Annotated in this window: 13 protein-coding genes; 12 read left to right on the plus strand and 1 reads right to left on the minus strand. The window is 49.5% G+C overall.

Annotated features, from left to right (window positions below; genetic code table 11):
- The first annotated feature begins 28 nt into the window (after positions 1–28).
- The 10 genes from NZD86_RS02485 to NZD86_RS02530 all read left to right on the plus strand — a co-directional run bounded on the left by NZD86_RS02485 (position 29) and on the right by NZD86_RS02530 (position 12,266).
- Positions 29–706, plus strand: a complete 678-nt coding sequence (locus tag NZD86_RS02485) for a stage II sporulation protein M (RefSeq protein WP_268044920.1) — start codon at positions 29–31, stop codon at positions 704–706.
- 46 nt (positions 707–752) lie between these two features.
- Positions 753–1,652 carry an arginase gene (gene rocF / locus NZD86_RS02490; RefSeq protein WP_268044921.1) on the plus strand — a complete coding sequence of 300 codons (900 nt, stop codon included), beginning with the start codon at positions 753–755 and terminating at the stop codon, positions 1,650–1,652.
- Between the two features lie 141 nt (positions 1,653–1,793).
- Positions 1,794–2,474: an SGNH/GDSL hydrolase family protein gene (locus tag NZD86_RS02495; protein WP_268044922.1), complete on the plus strand. Its 681-nt coding sequence runs from the start codon at positions 1,794–1,796 to the stop codon at positions 2,472–2,474.
- A gap of 85 nt (positions 2,475–2,559) precedes the next feature.
- Complete coding sequence (cdaA, locus tag NZD86_RS02500) at positions 2,560–3,378, plus strand: diadenylate cyclase CdaA (protein ID WP_268044923.1); 819 nt, start codon at positions 2,560–2,562, stop codon at positions 3,376–3,378.
- Positions 3,378–4,598 carry a CdaR family protein gene (locus NZD86_RS02505; protein ID WP_268044925.1) on the plus strand — a complete coding sequence of 407 codons (1,221 nt, stop codon included), beginning with the start codon at positions 3,378–3,380 and terminating at the stop codon, positions 4,596–4,598. The genes cdaA and NZD86_RS02505 overlap by 1 nt, the downstream gene beginning before the upstream one ends.
- A gap of 149 nt (positions 4,599–4,747) precedes the next feature.
- Positions 4,748–6,088 carry a phosphoglucosamine mutase gene (gene glmM, locus NZD86_RS02510; protein WP_268044926.1) on the plus strand — a complete coding sequence of 447 codons (1,341 nt, stop codon included), beginning with the start codon at positions 4,748–4,750 and terminating at the stop codon, positions 6,086–6,088.
- A 289-nt stretch (positions 6,089–6,377) separates the two neighbouring features.
- A complete protein-coding gene (glmS, locus tag NZD86_RS02515; RefSeq protein WP_268046764.1) occupies positions 6,378–8,207 on the plus strand; it encodes a glutamine--fructose-6-phosphate transaminase (isomerizing) in 1,830 nt (609 codons plus the stop codon).
- Between the two features lie 284 nt (positions 8,208–8,491).
- A complete protein-coding gene (locus NZD86_RS02520; protein WP_268044928.1) occupies positions 8,492–9,217 on the plus strand; it encodes a TnsA endonuclease C-terminal domain-containing protein in 726 nt (241 codons plus the stop codon).
- A gap of 215 nt (positions 9,218–9,432) precedes the next feature.
- Entirely contained in the window at positions 9,433–11,343 is a 1,911-nt protein-coding gene (locus NZD86_RS02525) for a Mu transposase C-terminal domain-containing protein (protein ID WP_268044929.1), read from the plus strand.
- Positions 11,340–12,266 (plus strand): TniB family NTP-binding protein, encoded by a 927-nt coding sequence (locus tag NZD86_RS02530; RefSeq protein WP_268044930.1) that lies wholly within the window; start codon positions 11,340–11,342, stop codon positions 12,264–12,266. The genes NZD86_RS02525 and NZD86_RS02530 overlap by 4 nt, the downstream gene beginning before the upstream one ends.
- 481 nt (positions 12,267–12,747) lie before the next feature.
- On the opposite strand, the gene NZD86_RS02535 is transcribed toward NZD86_RS02530, so the two are convergent.
- Positions 12,748–13,143, minus strand: a complete 396-nt coding sequence (locus NZD86_RS02535; RefSeq protein ID WP_268044931.1) for a YmaF family protein — start codon at positions 13,141–13,143, stop codon at positions 12,748–12,750.
- 1,037 nt (positions 13,144–14,180) lie between these two features.
- Between NZD86_RS02535 and NZD86_RS02540 the strand changes: the two genes are divergently transcribed.
- Together NZD86_RS02540 and NZD86_RS02545 are read left to right on the plus strand one after the other, a co-directional pair.
- Complete coding sequence (locus tag NZD86_RS02540; protein ID WP_268044933.1) at positions 14,181–14,411, plus strand: DUF1259 domain-containing protein; 231 nt, start codon at positions 14,181–14,183, stop codon at positions 14,409–14,411.
- Positions 14,412–14,912: 501 nt separating this feature from the next.
- Positions 14,913–16,391, plus strand: coding sequence for a transposase (locus NZD86_RS02545; protein ID WP_268044934.1), 1,479 nt, complete (start codon positions 14,913–14,915; stop codon positions 16,389–16,391).
- The last annotated feature ends 578 nt before the right edge of the window (positions 16,392–16,969 follow it).

The following is a 16,969-nucleotide window of genomic DNA, read 5'->3' on the forward strand; positions in this document are numbered from 1 at the left end:
CTTGGTATGCAATCGGAGGTGAAACAAAGTGAAGCGAAACGCTGCGACCGGTCGCGGAGAACTACCTATATACTTTGGCGTCTCTATTCTTTTAATCATTGTGGGCTTTCTCACTGGCTTGTTACGTGCCGCATCGTTCAGTGCCTGGTTGACGCCTGTGCTGCAGAAGCTGAAGCAAACGATTCTGGCCACAGATCACACAGGTTGGATCCACTTGTTTTGGTCCATTTTTATTCACAACGCTACAAGTGCAACGGAACTCGCCATTTTTGGACTGGCGTTCGGCCTATTTCCCGCCTACATGATGTGGATGAACGGTCTGATCAGTGGTTTTGTCGTGGCCAGAGCGGACGTTGCAGGTGGTGGAATTCCGCCTTGGGAGACAATTGTATATGGCCTGCTCCCGCACGGGATTTTCGAATTGTCGGCTATCTTCTGGGCTGCATCGCTCGGGATGGCAAACGGTCTGGCCGTTATTCGTGCCATCCGTCTTCGGTTAACGATGAACGATCCGTCCGTGGCGGGCGCGGACAAGCGCGATCGATCCGCTCGCTATCGAGACGCACATCCACTTCGATTCGCACTTTATCGCACTGCGCGTAGCTTACCTATTATCTGGGGCATGTTAGTCATTGCAGCCTTCATCGAATCTGCGGTCACCCCGCACATCATGTCATGGGGAATTCCCCAGCTTCATCATCACTAAGGTGCGTCAAGCTTTCGGGCCACCTCGAACGGGAGGACAAGTCGAAATGCAGGAACTTCGAATCATTGGTGTGCCATCCGACCTAGGTCAACGACGTCGCGGCGTCGATATGGGACCAAGTGCCATTCGATATGCAGGTCTGAGCATGAAACTAGAGACCCTTGGATATACGGTAAAGGACCTCGGCAACATCAACGTCCCCACACCTGAAATGCAAGATGACGGTGCGGATAACCGTCTTCGCTTTCTTCGAGAAGTTACGGAGGTCTCCAAGGAACTGTGTTCCATCGTCAGCCGCGTTGTTGACGAAGGGTACATTCCCATCATCCTCGGCGGCGATCACAGTATCGCGATCGGCAGTGTCGCCGGTATGGCGCAGAAGAGCAAGAACTACGGAGTGATTTGGTTCGATGCGCATGGTGACATGAATACGCCAGAAACGACGCCGTCCGGCAACATTCACGGTATGCCGCTCGCCATCAGCCTCGGTTACGGTCACGACGATCTCGTTGGTATCGGCGGCGTAAAGGGCAAACTGAAGCCGGAGAACGTCGTCCTTGTGGGGATTCGGTCCATCGATCGCGACGAGGCAACGCTGATTAAGGAAGCGGGTGTTCACTGCTATACCATGGCCGAGGTCGATCGACTGGGCATGGCTCAGGTGATGAAGGAAGCCATCGAGATCGCGGGAAACGGCACGGACGGGATTCACCTGAGCCTGGACCTCGATGCACTCGATCCCATGTTCGCACCTGGAGTTGGCACGCCCGTCAACGGCGGCGTCACGTATCGTGAGGGCCACTTGGCCATGGAGATGCTCGCGGATTCTGACAAGGTCGTGTCTGTGGATGTCGTGGAAGTGAATCCCATCCTCGACACGCACAATCAAACCGCGGTCATGGCAGTCGAACTCGTGGAGTCTCTGTTCGGCAAGACCACTCTGTGAAGCCAGGCGGTCATCACATGTAATTTGGCACCCGGCTCTCACAGAACCGGGTGTTTCTATATAGACCATGGTAGTGACGCGAATGAAGTAAAGCCCATAGCCTAAACCAGTGGCAAAAAACACTGGGGAGGGCGAAACAAGATGCTGATGCTTGCACTGGGTGACTCCATTACATATGGATACGGAGCGACATCTCCTGAGCAAAGTTACGTGCGCCTGTTAACACAACAATTTGCTCGCAGTGGCCGAGTCAGTTTACATGTCCAAGCGAAGCCTGGGTGGACCGCGAGGCAACTGAACAAGTCCCTGGAGGAACTGCCGGAGTGCGTTTTCGATGAGGCGCAAATTGTGACGCTGATGGTTGGTGGAAACGATCTGTTGCGGGCAGCTCCATCGCTGATTCAAGGCAAGCCGGATAAAATTGCCCAAGTCTGTGAACGATCCCGCCAGGATATCGAACAAATCGTCAGCCGGGCCAATCGACCGTACAATTCATTCGCCATAGCGACGCTGTACAATCCGTTTCCAAACTTTGATATGGCGGAGCGCATTGTCACACAGTGGAACGATATGATCCGCACTGTCGCAGCTCGTCATAAATTGCTCCTCATGGACGCGTCAAAAATATTTCGCGGCCACGAGTCGGACTACGTAGAACATTATAAGAACGGCCTATTTCGGGACATTCGTTTTTTCCGCAACCCGATCCATCCCACGGATCCGGGGCACGAAGCACTATACCAAGGATTTTATGCAACGCTTCAAAAAGCACGGTCAAACCGGCAGAAACGCCGTGTGACAAGACAACGTCGTCGAGCGTAGATGTGATAGACTTGACGTGGACCTTCTTTCTGCGAAAGAATGTAGGGTGACTACTTGTGCATGCTCTCCTGTTGGGTGGATGAAAATGGACGCTTGGCTCACTATCATCGGTAACTTCGGCTTCAAAGACATCATCGACATTTTATTTGTCGCATTTGTACTGTACTTCCTGCTGCTGCTGATTCGCGGCACCAGAGCCGTACAGCTTCTTAAAGGTGTCATCATTGTCGTTGTCGTTACGGTCATCAGCAGTCTGCTCCATTTGTCCGCATCCAGCTGGGTTTTAAATCGAATTATACAAGTCGGGTTGTTTGCTATCCCCGTTGTCTTCCAGCCCGAATTGCGACGCGCTCTCGAGCAACTCGGCCGCGGACAATTTTGGAACCTCTCGCTCTCTCAGCAGGGCAGTGAAGAGGCGCAGCAGGCCGTGAACGAGATAGTGAAAGCAACACAGGTTCTATCGAAAACGAAGATAGGTGCCCTCATTGTCGTGGAACGCAAAACGGGGCTCAACGAGTATATCGAAACGGGCACGTCCATTGAAGGTTACGTGAGCTCGGAACTATTTATAAACCTATTTATTCCAAATACGCCTCTTCACGATGGGGCCGTTATCGTTCGGAGCAATCAGATTGTTGCGGCGGGGTGCTTCCTGCCACTCACGGAGAATCGAAGTTTGGACAAGCAGCTGGGCACACGCCACAGGGCAGCACTCGGAATCAGCGAGCAGTCCGACGGTGTCGCCGTGGTTGTATCCGAGGAAACGGGCAAAATCTCCGTTGGCGTGGATGGCGTGCTCCACCGCGGTCTCGATGAGCCAGGGTTAAAGAACCTCCTCACCGGATTGCTTGTCACAAAGCGCATGAACTCCTTTCCGTTCTGGAACAGAAAGGCGGAGTCGTAATGGATCGATTTTTGCGAAACAATAACGTGCTCCGAATTCTCGCTTTGGTGCTTGCTTGCATTATTTGGTTGGCTGTCCACGCACCGACGGATGCGTCTGCATCCACTCCCCAGCAGCAGTCCGGAATGACTCTGACGCAAGATTACCAATTTGCCATTCACGTGGAGTCGGGCGACGACGTCGTTGTGGCCTCGATGGATCAATCCACCGCTACGGTCAAAGTCACTGCTGGTTACCTTCGTATCCCGTCGTTGCCGGCCGACATGTTGAAGGTTCAATTGGTGGCGAACGCACAAGGACTCGGTCCCGGAACGCAGACGTTGAACATTGCAGCCGTGGGTATGCCGAACGATGTGAAACGATATACCATCGTACCTCAGACGGTTACGGTGGTGTTGGAGAAGAAAGTTCACGTCCAAAAACCAATCGATGTCCAAGTGAAAGGGACGCCCGCGCAGGGCTACTCTCTCGGCAGCTTCAAGCTGAATACGGAGTCCGTGGACGTGAGTGGCGCCAATTCGTTGGTGCAGTCTGTGGCGCAAGTCGTTGGTACCCTCGACGTCACCGGAATGAAGGACAGTGGAACAAAAATCGTCAATCTCACACCCGTCGACGTGCACGGCAACCCTGTTCAAAATGTCGATCTCGCCCCATCAACCATCAGCGTCGACGTTCCCATCCAGACGTCGGAGGAAAAGGTGAAACTGCAACCTGAAGTGACGGGTTCTCCGGCACCGGGCTACGCAGTGTCCGGTGTGACCTTGGATAACCAGGACGTGAGTGAAGCCGGGCTCGCACAAAGTGATTTGCCGGCAAATGGTTTGAACGTCCCCATCGACGTAACAGGACTGTCACAGACGAAGACATTGACCGTACCTGTACCCTTGTTGCAAGGAATGACAAAAGTCACACCGGATACGGTCAGTGCAACGGTGACCATTGAACCTTCCGCGACCGTCACACTCAAACAGGTACCAGTCTCCGTCCAAAACCAGCCAAAGGGCAAGACGGTCACCCTGCCCGATGCACCAAAGGTTGATGTGACTTTAACAGGGCCACAAAGCGTCATTAGTAAGCTCTCGGCAAAGGACATTCAGGCGTACGTGGATGCGTCAACACTCAAGCCAAACCAAAATCAAGCAGATGTAACCATTCGTGTACCAAAATGGGTTTCCGTAACAGACATTTCTCAGAGAACCGTTGCTGTACAAATCGGGTAGGTACAGCTCGTGAGGCGTGACCAATTCCCGCGGTTACGCCTTTTCGGTTCTTGTTTCTCTCCATTCTCCCAGAGACAGAAAATGATTCTACTGTTCTTTAGCAGATTTCTGTGGCAAAATGATCAAGTCTTAAGAGAGGAGCGTTTCTTGTGGGCAGATTATTTGGAACTGACGGCGTCCGTGGCGTTGCGAATGCGGACTTAACTCCGGAATTGGCGTTTCGCCTTGGTCGCGTTGGTGCATACGTACTGACGACCCGGAGCCCTGGGTCACGCATCGTGATCGGCAAGGACACACGGATTTCCGGAGACATGCTTGAAGCAGCGCTGGTAAGTGGCATTCTTTCCATGGGTGTTGATGTTTTGCGCTTAGGTGTTATTAGCACACCTGGTGTTGCATATTTAACAAAGCATCTCCGGGCAGACGCGGGCGTCATGATCTCGGCGTCACACAACCCGGTTGAGGATAATGGCATTAAGTTCTTCGGTGGCGATGGCTTCAAACTTTTGGATGACATAGAGGATCGAATTGAGGATATTCTGGCGAAGGATGAAGAAAATCTTCCGCGTCCCATCGGTGACGGGATCGGTCGAATCTACGACGAGCCAGCTTTTGAAAGGTATGTGCGTTTCTTGGTGTCAACCGTGGAACACCGCTTTGAAGGATTGCATATCGTGCTCGACTGCGCGAATGGCGCCGCATCCGCCATTGCGCCTGAAGTGTTCCGTCGCCTCGGGGCGAAAGTAACAGTCGTCCATGCCGATCCCGACGGCGTCAACATCAACGTCGGCTGCGGTTCGACTCATCCACATGTCATTCAGCAGGCCGTACTCATGCACGACGCAGACCTTGGTTTGTCGTTCGACGGCGACGCGGATCGACTCATCGCGGTGGATTCCACAGGCCAGGTTATCGACGGGGACTTCGTCATGGCCATCTGCGCCAGTGCATTGAAGGAAGAAGGCAAACTTGCAGGCAACAAGCTGGTTGCAACGGTCATGAGCAACTTGGGCTTCGTCAAGGCGATGGAAAACCTCGACATCCAAGTCTTGCGCACAGCCGTCGGTGACAGATATGTCATGGAGCGGATGCGCACCGATCACGCCGTACTCGGCGGCGAACAATCCGGGCACATCATCTTTTTGGATCACACGACTACAGGGGATGGCATTCTCACAGCCGTTCAGCTCGTAAATGTCTTGGTCAAGACAGGCAAGCCACTGTCAGAGCTGCGCAAAATTATGACGCGCTATCCGCAAATTCTGGAGAACGTTCGCGTTTCTGACAAGCATGCATGGCGTGACAACGAACCCATTCAGGCGGCACTTGCAGCCGGCGAAGCCGTTCTCGGTAACAGTGGCCGAGTGTTGGTTCGTGAATCGGGAACGGAACCGATTGTCCGCGTCATGGTCGAAGGTCCGGAAGAAACGATCCTCCGCAAAGTGGTAGCAGACATCGTCAAAGTCGTACAGGCTGAACTCGGCGTATAACATTCGAATACTTGGTCTCGTCTCCCATTGAAAGGGGTGATGTGGAAGACACGAGTGTCAAAATGGCGGGACCATAATAGAATGTCGCATGCCGTGTGAATCTTGACACATGTGCAAGCGTAAGCGCCTGGACTGTCGATTGTTCGGCAGTTGACGCGGTGGAGGTTGGCGAACCATTCGGCGGGTGCCTCCCGACGTTCTCGATCACGTCGCAAGCTCAGCTCGAAACCCATCAGGTGACTGGTGGTACAGGAGCGTGCAGATCGACAAGGAGGAGACTTTTTCACCTATGTGTGGCATTGTCGGTTATATCGGTTCACGGAATGTTAAAGATGTTGTCGTTGGCGGCCTCGCAAAGCTCGAATATCGTGGCTATGACTCTTCGGGGATAGCGGTCCTCGACGATGGAAACATCAAAGTCGTCAAATCTGTCGGTCGCCTGGCGAACTTGGAAGACAAGCTGACGTCAGCACCTGTCGACGGAAATGCGGCCATCGGGCATACCCGTTGGGCAACACACGGCAAACCTTCCGATGAAAACGCACATCCACATCAGGATTGCAGTGGTCGATTCGCAATTGTGCACAACGGCATTGTGGAGAACTATCTCTCGCTCCGCGAAGAACTCACCGCGGCGGGACACCAATTCCGCTCGGAGACGGATACGGAAGTTGTCGCACACTTAATTGAGGAACTATATAACGGAGATCTGTTCCAGACGATGATCGCGGTTGGCAAGCGAATTCGCGGTGCCTATGCACTCGTCGTCCTGGCCAAGGATCATCCGGACGAGATTATCGTCCTTCGCAAAGCGAGCCCCATTATCATCGGACTCGGCGAAAACGAAAACTTTGTCGCATCAGACATTCCAGCGATTCTCGAATACACACGCGACATCTATGTCATGGAAGACGGCGAGATGGCCGTCCTCACCAAGGCCGGCGTTGAATGCTTCACGATGGAAGGCGAGCCGGTCCAGAAGGAAGTTTACAAAGTGACTTGGGATGCCGTATCAGCTGAGCGCGGTGGCTACCCACACTTCATGTTGAAAGAGATCCACGAACAGCCGAAGGCCGTTCGGGATACGTTGCGCGGCCGCGTCGCGGAGGATTTGAGCGGCGTGACACTCGACGAGATCGGCTTTGATGAGGCGTTCACGAAGTCTGTGGATCGCATTCACATCATCGCCTGCGGCACATCATGGCACGCAGGGCTCGTCGGCAAGGCCGTGATCGAACAGTACGCACGGATTCCGGTAGACGTCGAGATCGCGTCGGAATATCGCTACCGCAATCCCATTTATACACCGAATACGCTGGCCATTGTCATCAGCCAATCCGGTGAAACAGCAGACACGTTGGCGGCAATGCGCGAAATGCAGAGCAAGGGCGTTCGCGTCCTGGCAATCACGAATGTCGTCGGCAGCTCCGCAGCGCGTGAAGCGGATGACGTGATCGTCACGTGGGCAGGCCCGGAAATTGCCGTTGCTTCAACGAAAGCATACACGACGCAAATCACGGCCCTGTACTTGCTCGCCATTCACTTTGCGCACGTCCGGGGGAACCTCAACGACGCTGGGGTCCATGAACTGCTCGAGGCGTTAGCTGCACTGCCGCAATTGGCCGAACAGGTGCTCGACACAGCACCACAGTTGAAGAGCTTCGCTCGGCGCTATGTGGAGGCAACGGACACCTTCTTCATCGGGCGCGGTATCGACTACGCGGTCGCACTCGAAGGTGCACTAAAGCTGAAGGAAATCTCATATATTCACGCTGAGGCATATGCTGCAGGTGAACTAAAGCACGGCACGCTGGCACTCATCACAGATGGCGTTCCGGTCATCGGGATCGCGACGCAGCCAGACCTGTATGAGAAAACGGTCAGTAACATCGTGGAAGTGAAAGCCCGCGGCGCATTCGTCCTCGGCATGACGTGGGTAGGGAACGACGATCTCGAGAAAACCGTCGACGAAGTCATCTACCTCCCCAAGACGCTGCCGGCCCTAGCACCTATTGCAGCGGTCATCCCGCTTCAATTGCTCGCGTACTACGCAGCTGTAGCGCGGGGGAACGACGTGGATAAACCACGCAACCTAGCGAAGAGCGTGACGGTAGAGTAAGGGTGGCGCGCTTGGGGTTGTTGGTGTGAAGAGTAACAACGAATGGCACAGATGGCCACTAAAGATGGCACACCAGAGTAACAACGAATGACACAAAATAGAGAAACCCGCAGTAGGGAAATCCCTTTTCTACTGCGGGTTTCTCTTATTCCGAGGTGAAAGAAGGATGTTGTTTGAATTTATCGAATAAATGAATAAATCGGTTTGGAAATGTGAATGATTACGGTAACAATTAGTGGCACAAATTGATTTTGATTTAGTGCTGACGGGAGTTGTTTGTTCACATGGATTGGGGCAATAAATCCTGGGAAGTCGAAGATGCACAATTTGCTCCAAAGAGGAGGGTAAACAACCGGGGCAGTCGGCATAAGCCTCACATCATCGGGTCCTTTTACAGTCCAAAGACGACAAAGGTTGTTGAATATGAATCCCTTGCAGAGTATCTTTTTTACGCATTATTGGAACTGGACAAATCTGCCTTGCGTTATTATGTTCAGCCCGTGGAGGTAGACATTCCATATATCGATGGGGATACTCACCGCTCTTGGACCCATGTTCCCGATGTCCTCGTTTTTCGTCAAGGAAGTGTACCAATTCTCTACCAAATTAAGGACACTTCGGTGGACGAAGCTCACTTACAACATATCAACTTTGCATGCGTGAATTTTGCAAACCAGCGTGAATGGAATTATAAAATTGTGTACCCCAAAACAATGCCAAGCGTGGTAGCGAGGAATGTAAAATTCCTTATGGGCCATCTCGTCGAACGGCACGGATTTGAGGACTATATACCCGAAGTGATCTCTCGACTAGCGATTCTCAGAGCTGTGTCAATTCGTGATCTTGCAGAAAGTTTTTCTTACAGAGCCCACCCACTGTACGTTCTTCCGGTAATTTACCACCTTATCGCTATAGGTGCCATCAGTACTAATGTCAACGAGGTTATTGACGACTTAAGTGAAGTAAGTCTTATGTCACTAACTGATTTCGGAACAATTTCTCACGATTGAAGGTATTAGGTGTGTTATTTAACGAGCTTAAGGTCAATGCCAATTTAATGTTTTTCGGTAAGAAATACAGAGTACTGTCGATTCAACCACCCCATGTGACCATAATGCGGTCGGGTGACGATGGAGAGACAATCGAAATTAGTTTGGAACAACTTGTGGCTAACCCGTCTTTTCGACCTGGGACAGCATTTCTGAGAGACATGCACAAAGAGAACATGACGTATCGATCTTTACTTGACACGCTTAATGATAAGCAACGTAAAGAAGTGGGGGATAGACTCGAAATGATTCGTCCCGTACTCCTCCTTGAACGTGCTAAGCAAAATGACATTAGAGCAATTTATCAGTTTACGGCGAATTACAAGGAGTATCTGGCTGATAATCAGTCATTAGAGAGTCTCACCAGGGAAGAATTGATAGCAGAAGTCTCGCGTAAATACTCCGTTCCGAATGAATACGGCGTTAGACCGAGAGGGGCCTCAGTTCGCAGTATTAAGAGGTATCTTGCCGCGTACAAGGCTTACGATCTCGAATTTGATGCACGAGGTGAAGAAGGTCTCGCAACTAAAAAAGGCAACGGTTATTTGTTTCGAAAGGATAATCGCACCATTGAGATTTGCCACCCGAGGAAGCCAGATATGGTGCTCGGTCAGATAAACGTTCGGTTGTCAGACGGGTATCTCCCAATGATAAAGGAGGCCATTGAGCAAGAATATCTCACTATCAAACGTCCAACTAAAAAGGCTATCCACCAATCCATTTCCATTCGATGCTTGCGTCAAGGTATCGAACCGTTGAGTTATGAAACAGTGAAAAAAATTCTAGGACGAATTGACCCTCAGATCCGTACACGGATGCGGGATGGTAACAAGGCCGCTGAGGTTTACGATCCGGTAACCCGTGGATTCTCAAATGAAGAGGCCCAGTATCCTCTCCATATTGTAGAACTTGACCATACCGAACTTGACCTGGATATATTAGATGGAAACACGGGATACGTCATAGGCCGACCGTGGATTACATTAGGCATTGATGTTTTCAGCCGAATGATCTGGTGCCTCTATGTTTCGTTTGAACCGCCGTCTGCCAATGTAGTTCGCAAGGCAATTGAACATGGTATCTATTTCAAACGGGCTAAGGAACGCTATGGGACGTTTAATGAATGGGAATGCTTCGGTGTACCCAGCGTTGTTTACATGGACAACGGACCAGAGTTTCGCAATACAGAGGTGCGCCGTATGATCACTGAGACAATTAAATCAAGTGTACGCTATCGCCCGGTTCGAACTCCTCGTTATGGCGGCACAATTGAACGTCTCTTTGGGACTTTAAACAAACAATTAATTCACTTGCTAGATGGAACACGTAAGAGTAATCCAACGGATCTTGGTGAATATGATCCTGACAAGGAAGCCAAGCTCACACTCGATGATATTCGAACGATTTTGACGATGTACATCGTTGACCATTACCACATGACCCCCCATCGGGGGCTACCACTCAACTCGGATACGCCTATCGTTCGGTATAGAGAGGGTCTTCACATGGCTGGCTTCCCACCATTTATCACACCAGATCAAGAAGAGGCTCTATCCATTGAATTGTTACCCGCGATGCTCAAGCCTTACACCCGAGACGGTGTTAGATTAAACAATGTTTCCTACAAGCTGGATTCCTTGGCCCAACTCATCGACAAGCGGGAAAAAAAGTACAAGATCAAGTACGACATAGACGACATTTCAAAAATCTACTTACAACGTCCGGGCTCCGAAGAGTATGTTCGAGTCCCCGCTGTTCAACCCCGTGCTGAGGAAATTCACCAGGTGAACTGGTATACATGGAAGCAAATCCGGGATATTATGCGGGCCGAATCCAAGGAGAAGCGGGAGAGTATTCCTGGAACCCAGAGAGTTGTGGAGGCCAGGAAAGAGCTAGAAAACATGATCAAGGAAAAATATCGTAGTGGGAGAAAAGCTCGCCAAAAAGCCGCTCGAATGAATCTTGAGGTTATGATCAGCGAGCCAACTACAAATGCTCAAAAGGATCATGGGACGTCCTTGAAGGATAAGCTGCGGGCAGCAAGGATGTTAGCGGAACAATCCATGGTGGAGGGCAACGACGAATGAATCTGACAGAGAAACAGCAAACCCTTAAACGAGTAGAGGAAATGAACATCGAACATGATCGGTACAAACAGATCCACGAAATGTTGGATGCATTGCGTCCCGATTCGAGTTTGGGAAATTACAAATATCAAGCGAAACACCTCTTTATTTTCGGTGAGTCCGGTTCCGGTAAGACGACTCTTGTACAAAGATACGCTGAAAAATTTCCAAGTTATGATGCGGAGATAGACAATGAAGGGACTGTCGCAAGTATTAAACCCGTTGTGGTTGCCGATTTTCCCAACCCATTTACCATCGTTGAATTTTATCAAACTATTGTAAGAGCACTCGGTGCTCCGCAGCAGATGAGATCCCGAATCGGTGATGTTAAAAGGCAGGTTTTTACCCTGCTTCGGGAGCAAAGAGTCGAGATGCTGATCCTTGATGAGGCTAACTCCATTTTGTCAGGTAGATATGTCAAACTAAATGAGGCTATGGAAGCCATAAAGCACGTGTCAAACATGGTGAACGTTTCTATTGTTATGGTAGGAACTCCTGAAAGTCGTCAATTGGTGGAACAAAACTTTCAGTACTTCCGCCGGTTTCCCTCTGTTGAACTTCAGCGGTTTGAAAAGTGTGATGAGGAGTTTTGTAATTTACTCAAATCCATTGACGAACAAATTTCTCCCCTAAAGCCAATTGGACTTGGGGATCCGAACACACTTCTTCCGGAGGTGTTGCATCATATGAGTGGCGGATTATTGGGCGCATTGACACCTATATTGCAATTTGCTTACCGAAAGATGTTGGCAGTTGGGGGAACTGATACACTAGCAGACCGACGATTGCTGATCTCTGCATTGGAATTCGCTCAACGGGCCATTCTGGGTGACGATGAAGAAAAGTTCACAAAAATGCTTCACAGATCGGAAATGTCAAAATAAATTACTGGAATTTGCTTGAACCACGTGTAATCATCACGATATTGTTGAATGCGTGCTGGTATGTTGGATGCCAAAATCGTCGATGGGGTGTGACACTTTGAAGACGAAAACATATGATTTCGGAATTCAATGGGGATTAGTACACACTGGTGTTTCGGCAGAACTGGCTCTTATTTTTTTGACATTGAATTCGTGATTATATAAATATCCGAAATATTAATGGGAAACAAAGTTGTATATTGGCGGTATCAGCAGATAAACGCATACCGTAACCCATTTTTAAAGACATCTGAATAAGTATGCACTTCCTTGAGATAGGTGGTTTGACGCTAACGGTAGTTCATCCATGGTGAGAGTCTGTTATTCGCAGACGGACTGCATGGGTGCGTGTAACCAAAGATATAACCCCTTCCACAAAAAACACCTAATCGGGGAGAGGCTTCTCCCCCCAATTGAATGATAAACTGCTGGCGAATTCGTACTATACAGGCATTTCGTTCCCGGTTCTTCCACTGTAGGTATGGGTGTGTGGAGTTTTCCCGTTTATTGTGGTAACGCCCTTAAAAAAGTGATAATGGCCACCACCCGGAAGTGGAATTGCTGGACCGGTCCTTCCGCAAATAAAATGCCGATGTCCGTCATTAAATGTTGTTTCGGTCGAGTAAGCATGGGTGTGTGGAACGCCGCTTGGAGCTGGCGCTGTTACCCCTGCGTAACGATGCTGATGCCCAACATTAAACGAGGTAATGCCTGAAAACCCATGTGTGTGAAGTACTCTGCCGTCCCATGTAATCAAGAAAATTTCATGGGAATGAGTGCCGTCACTAGATTCGTCAGACTCATAGACCACTCCATAAACGCGTTGTTCGTCCTCCATCTTTACACTTCCCTGTAATCAATGGATACCGCATGGAGGCAGCTTAATATGCCGCACCGGCAGCGGGGACAATCAAGATAAACAACACAAAGATAATTAGGAATACTACAGCCCAACGGGTATACCCACCAAAGCAACCGTCCATTCTCGTTCCTCCCTAATGTTCGACATGCTGCAGAGTATGTCTGCGGACAACTATTCTGAGACGGTGTCTACCCATCTCTGTACCCCACTTATCGAACATAGGTCTCAATGAATTTTGCTGGGTTACCATGACCAACCCACTGTCCTAGTGCTAAAAGTGTGAGGACTGCAAAAATAGTAATAGACATAAAACTTCGTTAACACCCTGCTTGACAAACTATTAGCTGGGTTAGTTCAAGACGAATGGTGATTCTGGCAATTGGTAATATGCGTTATATCATGGGGGAATAACTTGGATTACTCAGACCTTTGGGGGATAGGATTGTATGAATAGACAATTAACGACATTTTGTAGTGCGCTAGTAGTTTTAACATCGGTTGGATGCTCGACGCCTCAACTCCGAAGGTCCGGCGGTGCAAGACGTTTACATGATACTACCTTAACGCAACAGGAAGCCCTGTTATGCTAACGGAGCCAGAGCGATACACAGCCTGCCGTGAGAGGAAAGTCGCACAGGCACAAGTATAACTGTCGATATTCCGAACGCGCACAAGAGCGGTTGATAATGCTCTGTACAAACGATTAGTTTTGGAATCCAGAATGGCACGAGTTTTTATGGAGCAGATACGTTCAGGGAGAAGAGTACATAGTATGAGTGAACAGACCGGGGATGTAGAAACAGACTTACCGGACGCTAGGGAGGAATGCATGGAGGAAGTTCGATTAGTGGGCTGTCGGGTTATGCTGACGGCCCGCTTTTCTATTATATATGTTCTGCTAGCCGAAAGGCTGTTATTGCATTTGCTCGGCCGCCATTGTAAAGCCCGCATGTCAGTTGCCAGTGTCCTATAGATTTTCCTCCTCATACGATGCGGCAAAGGAGGTAATCTCGATGCCAATAAGCCCACTTTGCCGCCAATTCGCCAGAATTTTAGGTGGAACACCCTCTATAATCAACGGGGTTTGTACCGTTGCGAGAAGCAGACCGATTCAAGAAACTATCCTTGGTCGAAGAGCGAGATCGTTTCTTGTAAAATTGCAACAGTTTTCATTTGAGTCGGTCGACAAAAATGGCAATGCACTATGCCTTGGCGAATCAGTGATTCATGTTCAGTTCAAATAGAGTTGGTAACCGACAACCCTTAACGTGACAAGGTTCCAGACAGTCTCTGGATAACTGCTGGATAACTGTAGAATAATTAAAGTTGGTAACCGACACGTCACATCTAAAGTGCAGCCAAAGAATAAAGTTGGTAACACTGTCTAGGCTTTTCTATTCTGATCGTTACGCCTAAACAGAGTGTTTCACCAGCTCATAAACATACTCCGTTCGGCATTTATATACGAACTTTGGTAAGAGGCCTTGTGTCGCTAACGCACCCGTTTGTTCAATAGCCTCTCGGCATTCGGTTTTTGCTGTCCCTTCATGGGTTCAGCCCTGGTGAACAGTTCGTTTGCCCCCATTTTCGCCGTGCCCACTTGACAAATAGAATTGGAAATTTGGCATGGCTTACCGAAGAAAATATGGTGCCCTGCACCAAATAATACTTGACTTTTCAGAATCACCCCAACAATCGCCAGGAAGGGCTTAACTGCCCTATCTCATCCGAATTGGGGTTGCGTTATGTTACCAATCGTCAGGTCTCATGAGCAGTACCAATCGTTCGTTCAACAACAACTTCGTATTCACTACGGGAATGGAACACTTCTCTTTGTCGCCAAGGATTGGTCGCTTGTAAAGAAGTTCTGGATGACCGACCTCTCTCACACGTTTCGTTTGCTCAAAGGAGCTTTCTCGTCTCGTGGTCCAAGATCGATTGACCCTGCCGACTTACTCCGTTCATACCTGCTCATGCTCCAAGTCGGAGAACCATCGATTACAGAATGGGTAAATCAATTACGGCGCTGCCCGTTATATGCCATACTTAGCGGCTTTGAGTACGGTCAAACGCCAGGTGTCGGTACCTTCTACGACTTCTTCGGGCGACTGTGGTCTCATGGTTCCGTCAATCTTTCGCCCAGGCTCAGGCTCAATCGAAAGAAAATCAAAGGAGGTAAGAAAGGAGAAAAGGCACCTACCAAAGCATATAGCAAAATCGCAAACCTCATAGCTCAACTACAGAAGCGCTCCAGTGCTAAAGCCCAACCTTTCGACATTCTACTCAATTTATTTCAACACCAATTCCTTGCGGTCTCTGCGAAAAACGGATTGTTAGGTAATGTCCACGCACTTTCTATTGCCAGTGATGGAATGCCTCTCCAAACTGCAACTCAAGTTCGTAGTCGGCGACTCTGCAATTGTCGTGAACTTGGTGTTGTGCCATGCAGGTGTTATCGTATCTATTCTCAACCCGACTGTGACATGGGCTGGGATAGCTATCGAAACAAATACTTTTTCGGTTATCATCTCTACACCTTTGTTGCTTCGGATAGCCCTTACGACCTGCCACTTTACCCCAGGCTCCAACGAGCTTCTCGCCATGACGCGACCTCTTTTGTAGTGAGTGCTCGTGAGTTCGCCCATCGCTTTCCCGACTACATCTGGGACAAAGCGATCCTAGACGCTGCACACGACGCACTCCCCATCTACCAATACCTTCATTCGCGTAACGTAAAGCCATTTATCGATTTAAACCCACGAAGTACAGGAAACAAGGGAGTTCGAAAAGATGACATCACCATTTCTCCAGCGGGGATCCCGATCTGTAAGAAGGGATTGATGATGAGAAGCCGAGGATATGAACGTGCGCGTGGGCGTCGAAAATATTCCTGTCCGCTCGTCGACAAAGGCGTGGTGACTTGTGACACGCCTTGTTCCGATTCGCCTTACGGAAGATGTGTACATACCTACACCAAACACAATCCTCGCTTGTTTCCACCCGTTGCCCGCAACAGCAACGAGTGGAACGATGTCTACAAACGCAGAACCACCTGCGAACGTAGCAACAAGCGAGCGAAAGAGGATTTTCTCCTCGAAGCCGCCAAGCATCGCAGTACCATGATGTGGACGGTCCGCATCTATGGCATTACTATGTGTCAACACATGGACGCTTGGTTTCAAGAGAGTACGCTCGACCTGAGTTCGCTACTCTTGTCAGCCTGAATACCTCAATCATAGCATCTCCAGCGATGACTATTTAAAAATCGGATCGTCACCGCTCTATTTGCTATACCCTTTTTTAAGAAACACAGTTTGTACAACCGATGCTCGCAGATTTTCCAGTGGATTCTTGGAAGGCATTCCGATTTATCTTACTTTTCTGCTCTCCAATGCCGAGAGGCTATATCAATAAGTATACTGCCATAATTTTTAATAGAGCCTATAAAATATGTCCGAACGATTGAGGTATTTAGCTTCTCTTTCCTTTAGCCCATTTGTTAAGCAGGCAAGGCAAGTAAGCGTGCTGTAATTGTCCCTCTTGGACCGAACCGTCAACCCTTGCGAAGAGAGTCACTGACATAACACAAGTTCATCGTCCCTTTAGTATTCATTTACATAGGTACAACTCCAATACTCACCTTACCGTACGGATCCACTTCCTCTCCATATGATTGTTAGGCTTGGAGGAAGTAAAGCCTATGGTAAATCTGCATCACAAGGAGGTGGAACGTGGGAATCAAGCCACGGGTAGTTGCTGGAAAAATGGCATCTTTACTACTCTCGATAGTGGGTTTTGGACG

The organism is Alicyclobacillus dauci (assembly GCF_026651605.1).
In the GTDB taxonomy this organism is placed as follows: Bacteria; Bacillota; Bacilli; order Alicyclobacillales; family Alicyclobacillaceae; genus Alicyclobacillus; species Alicyclobacillus dauci.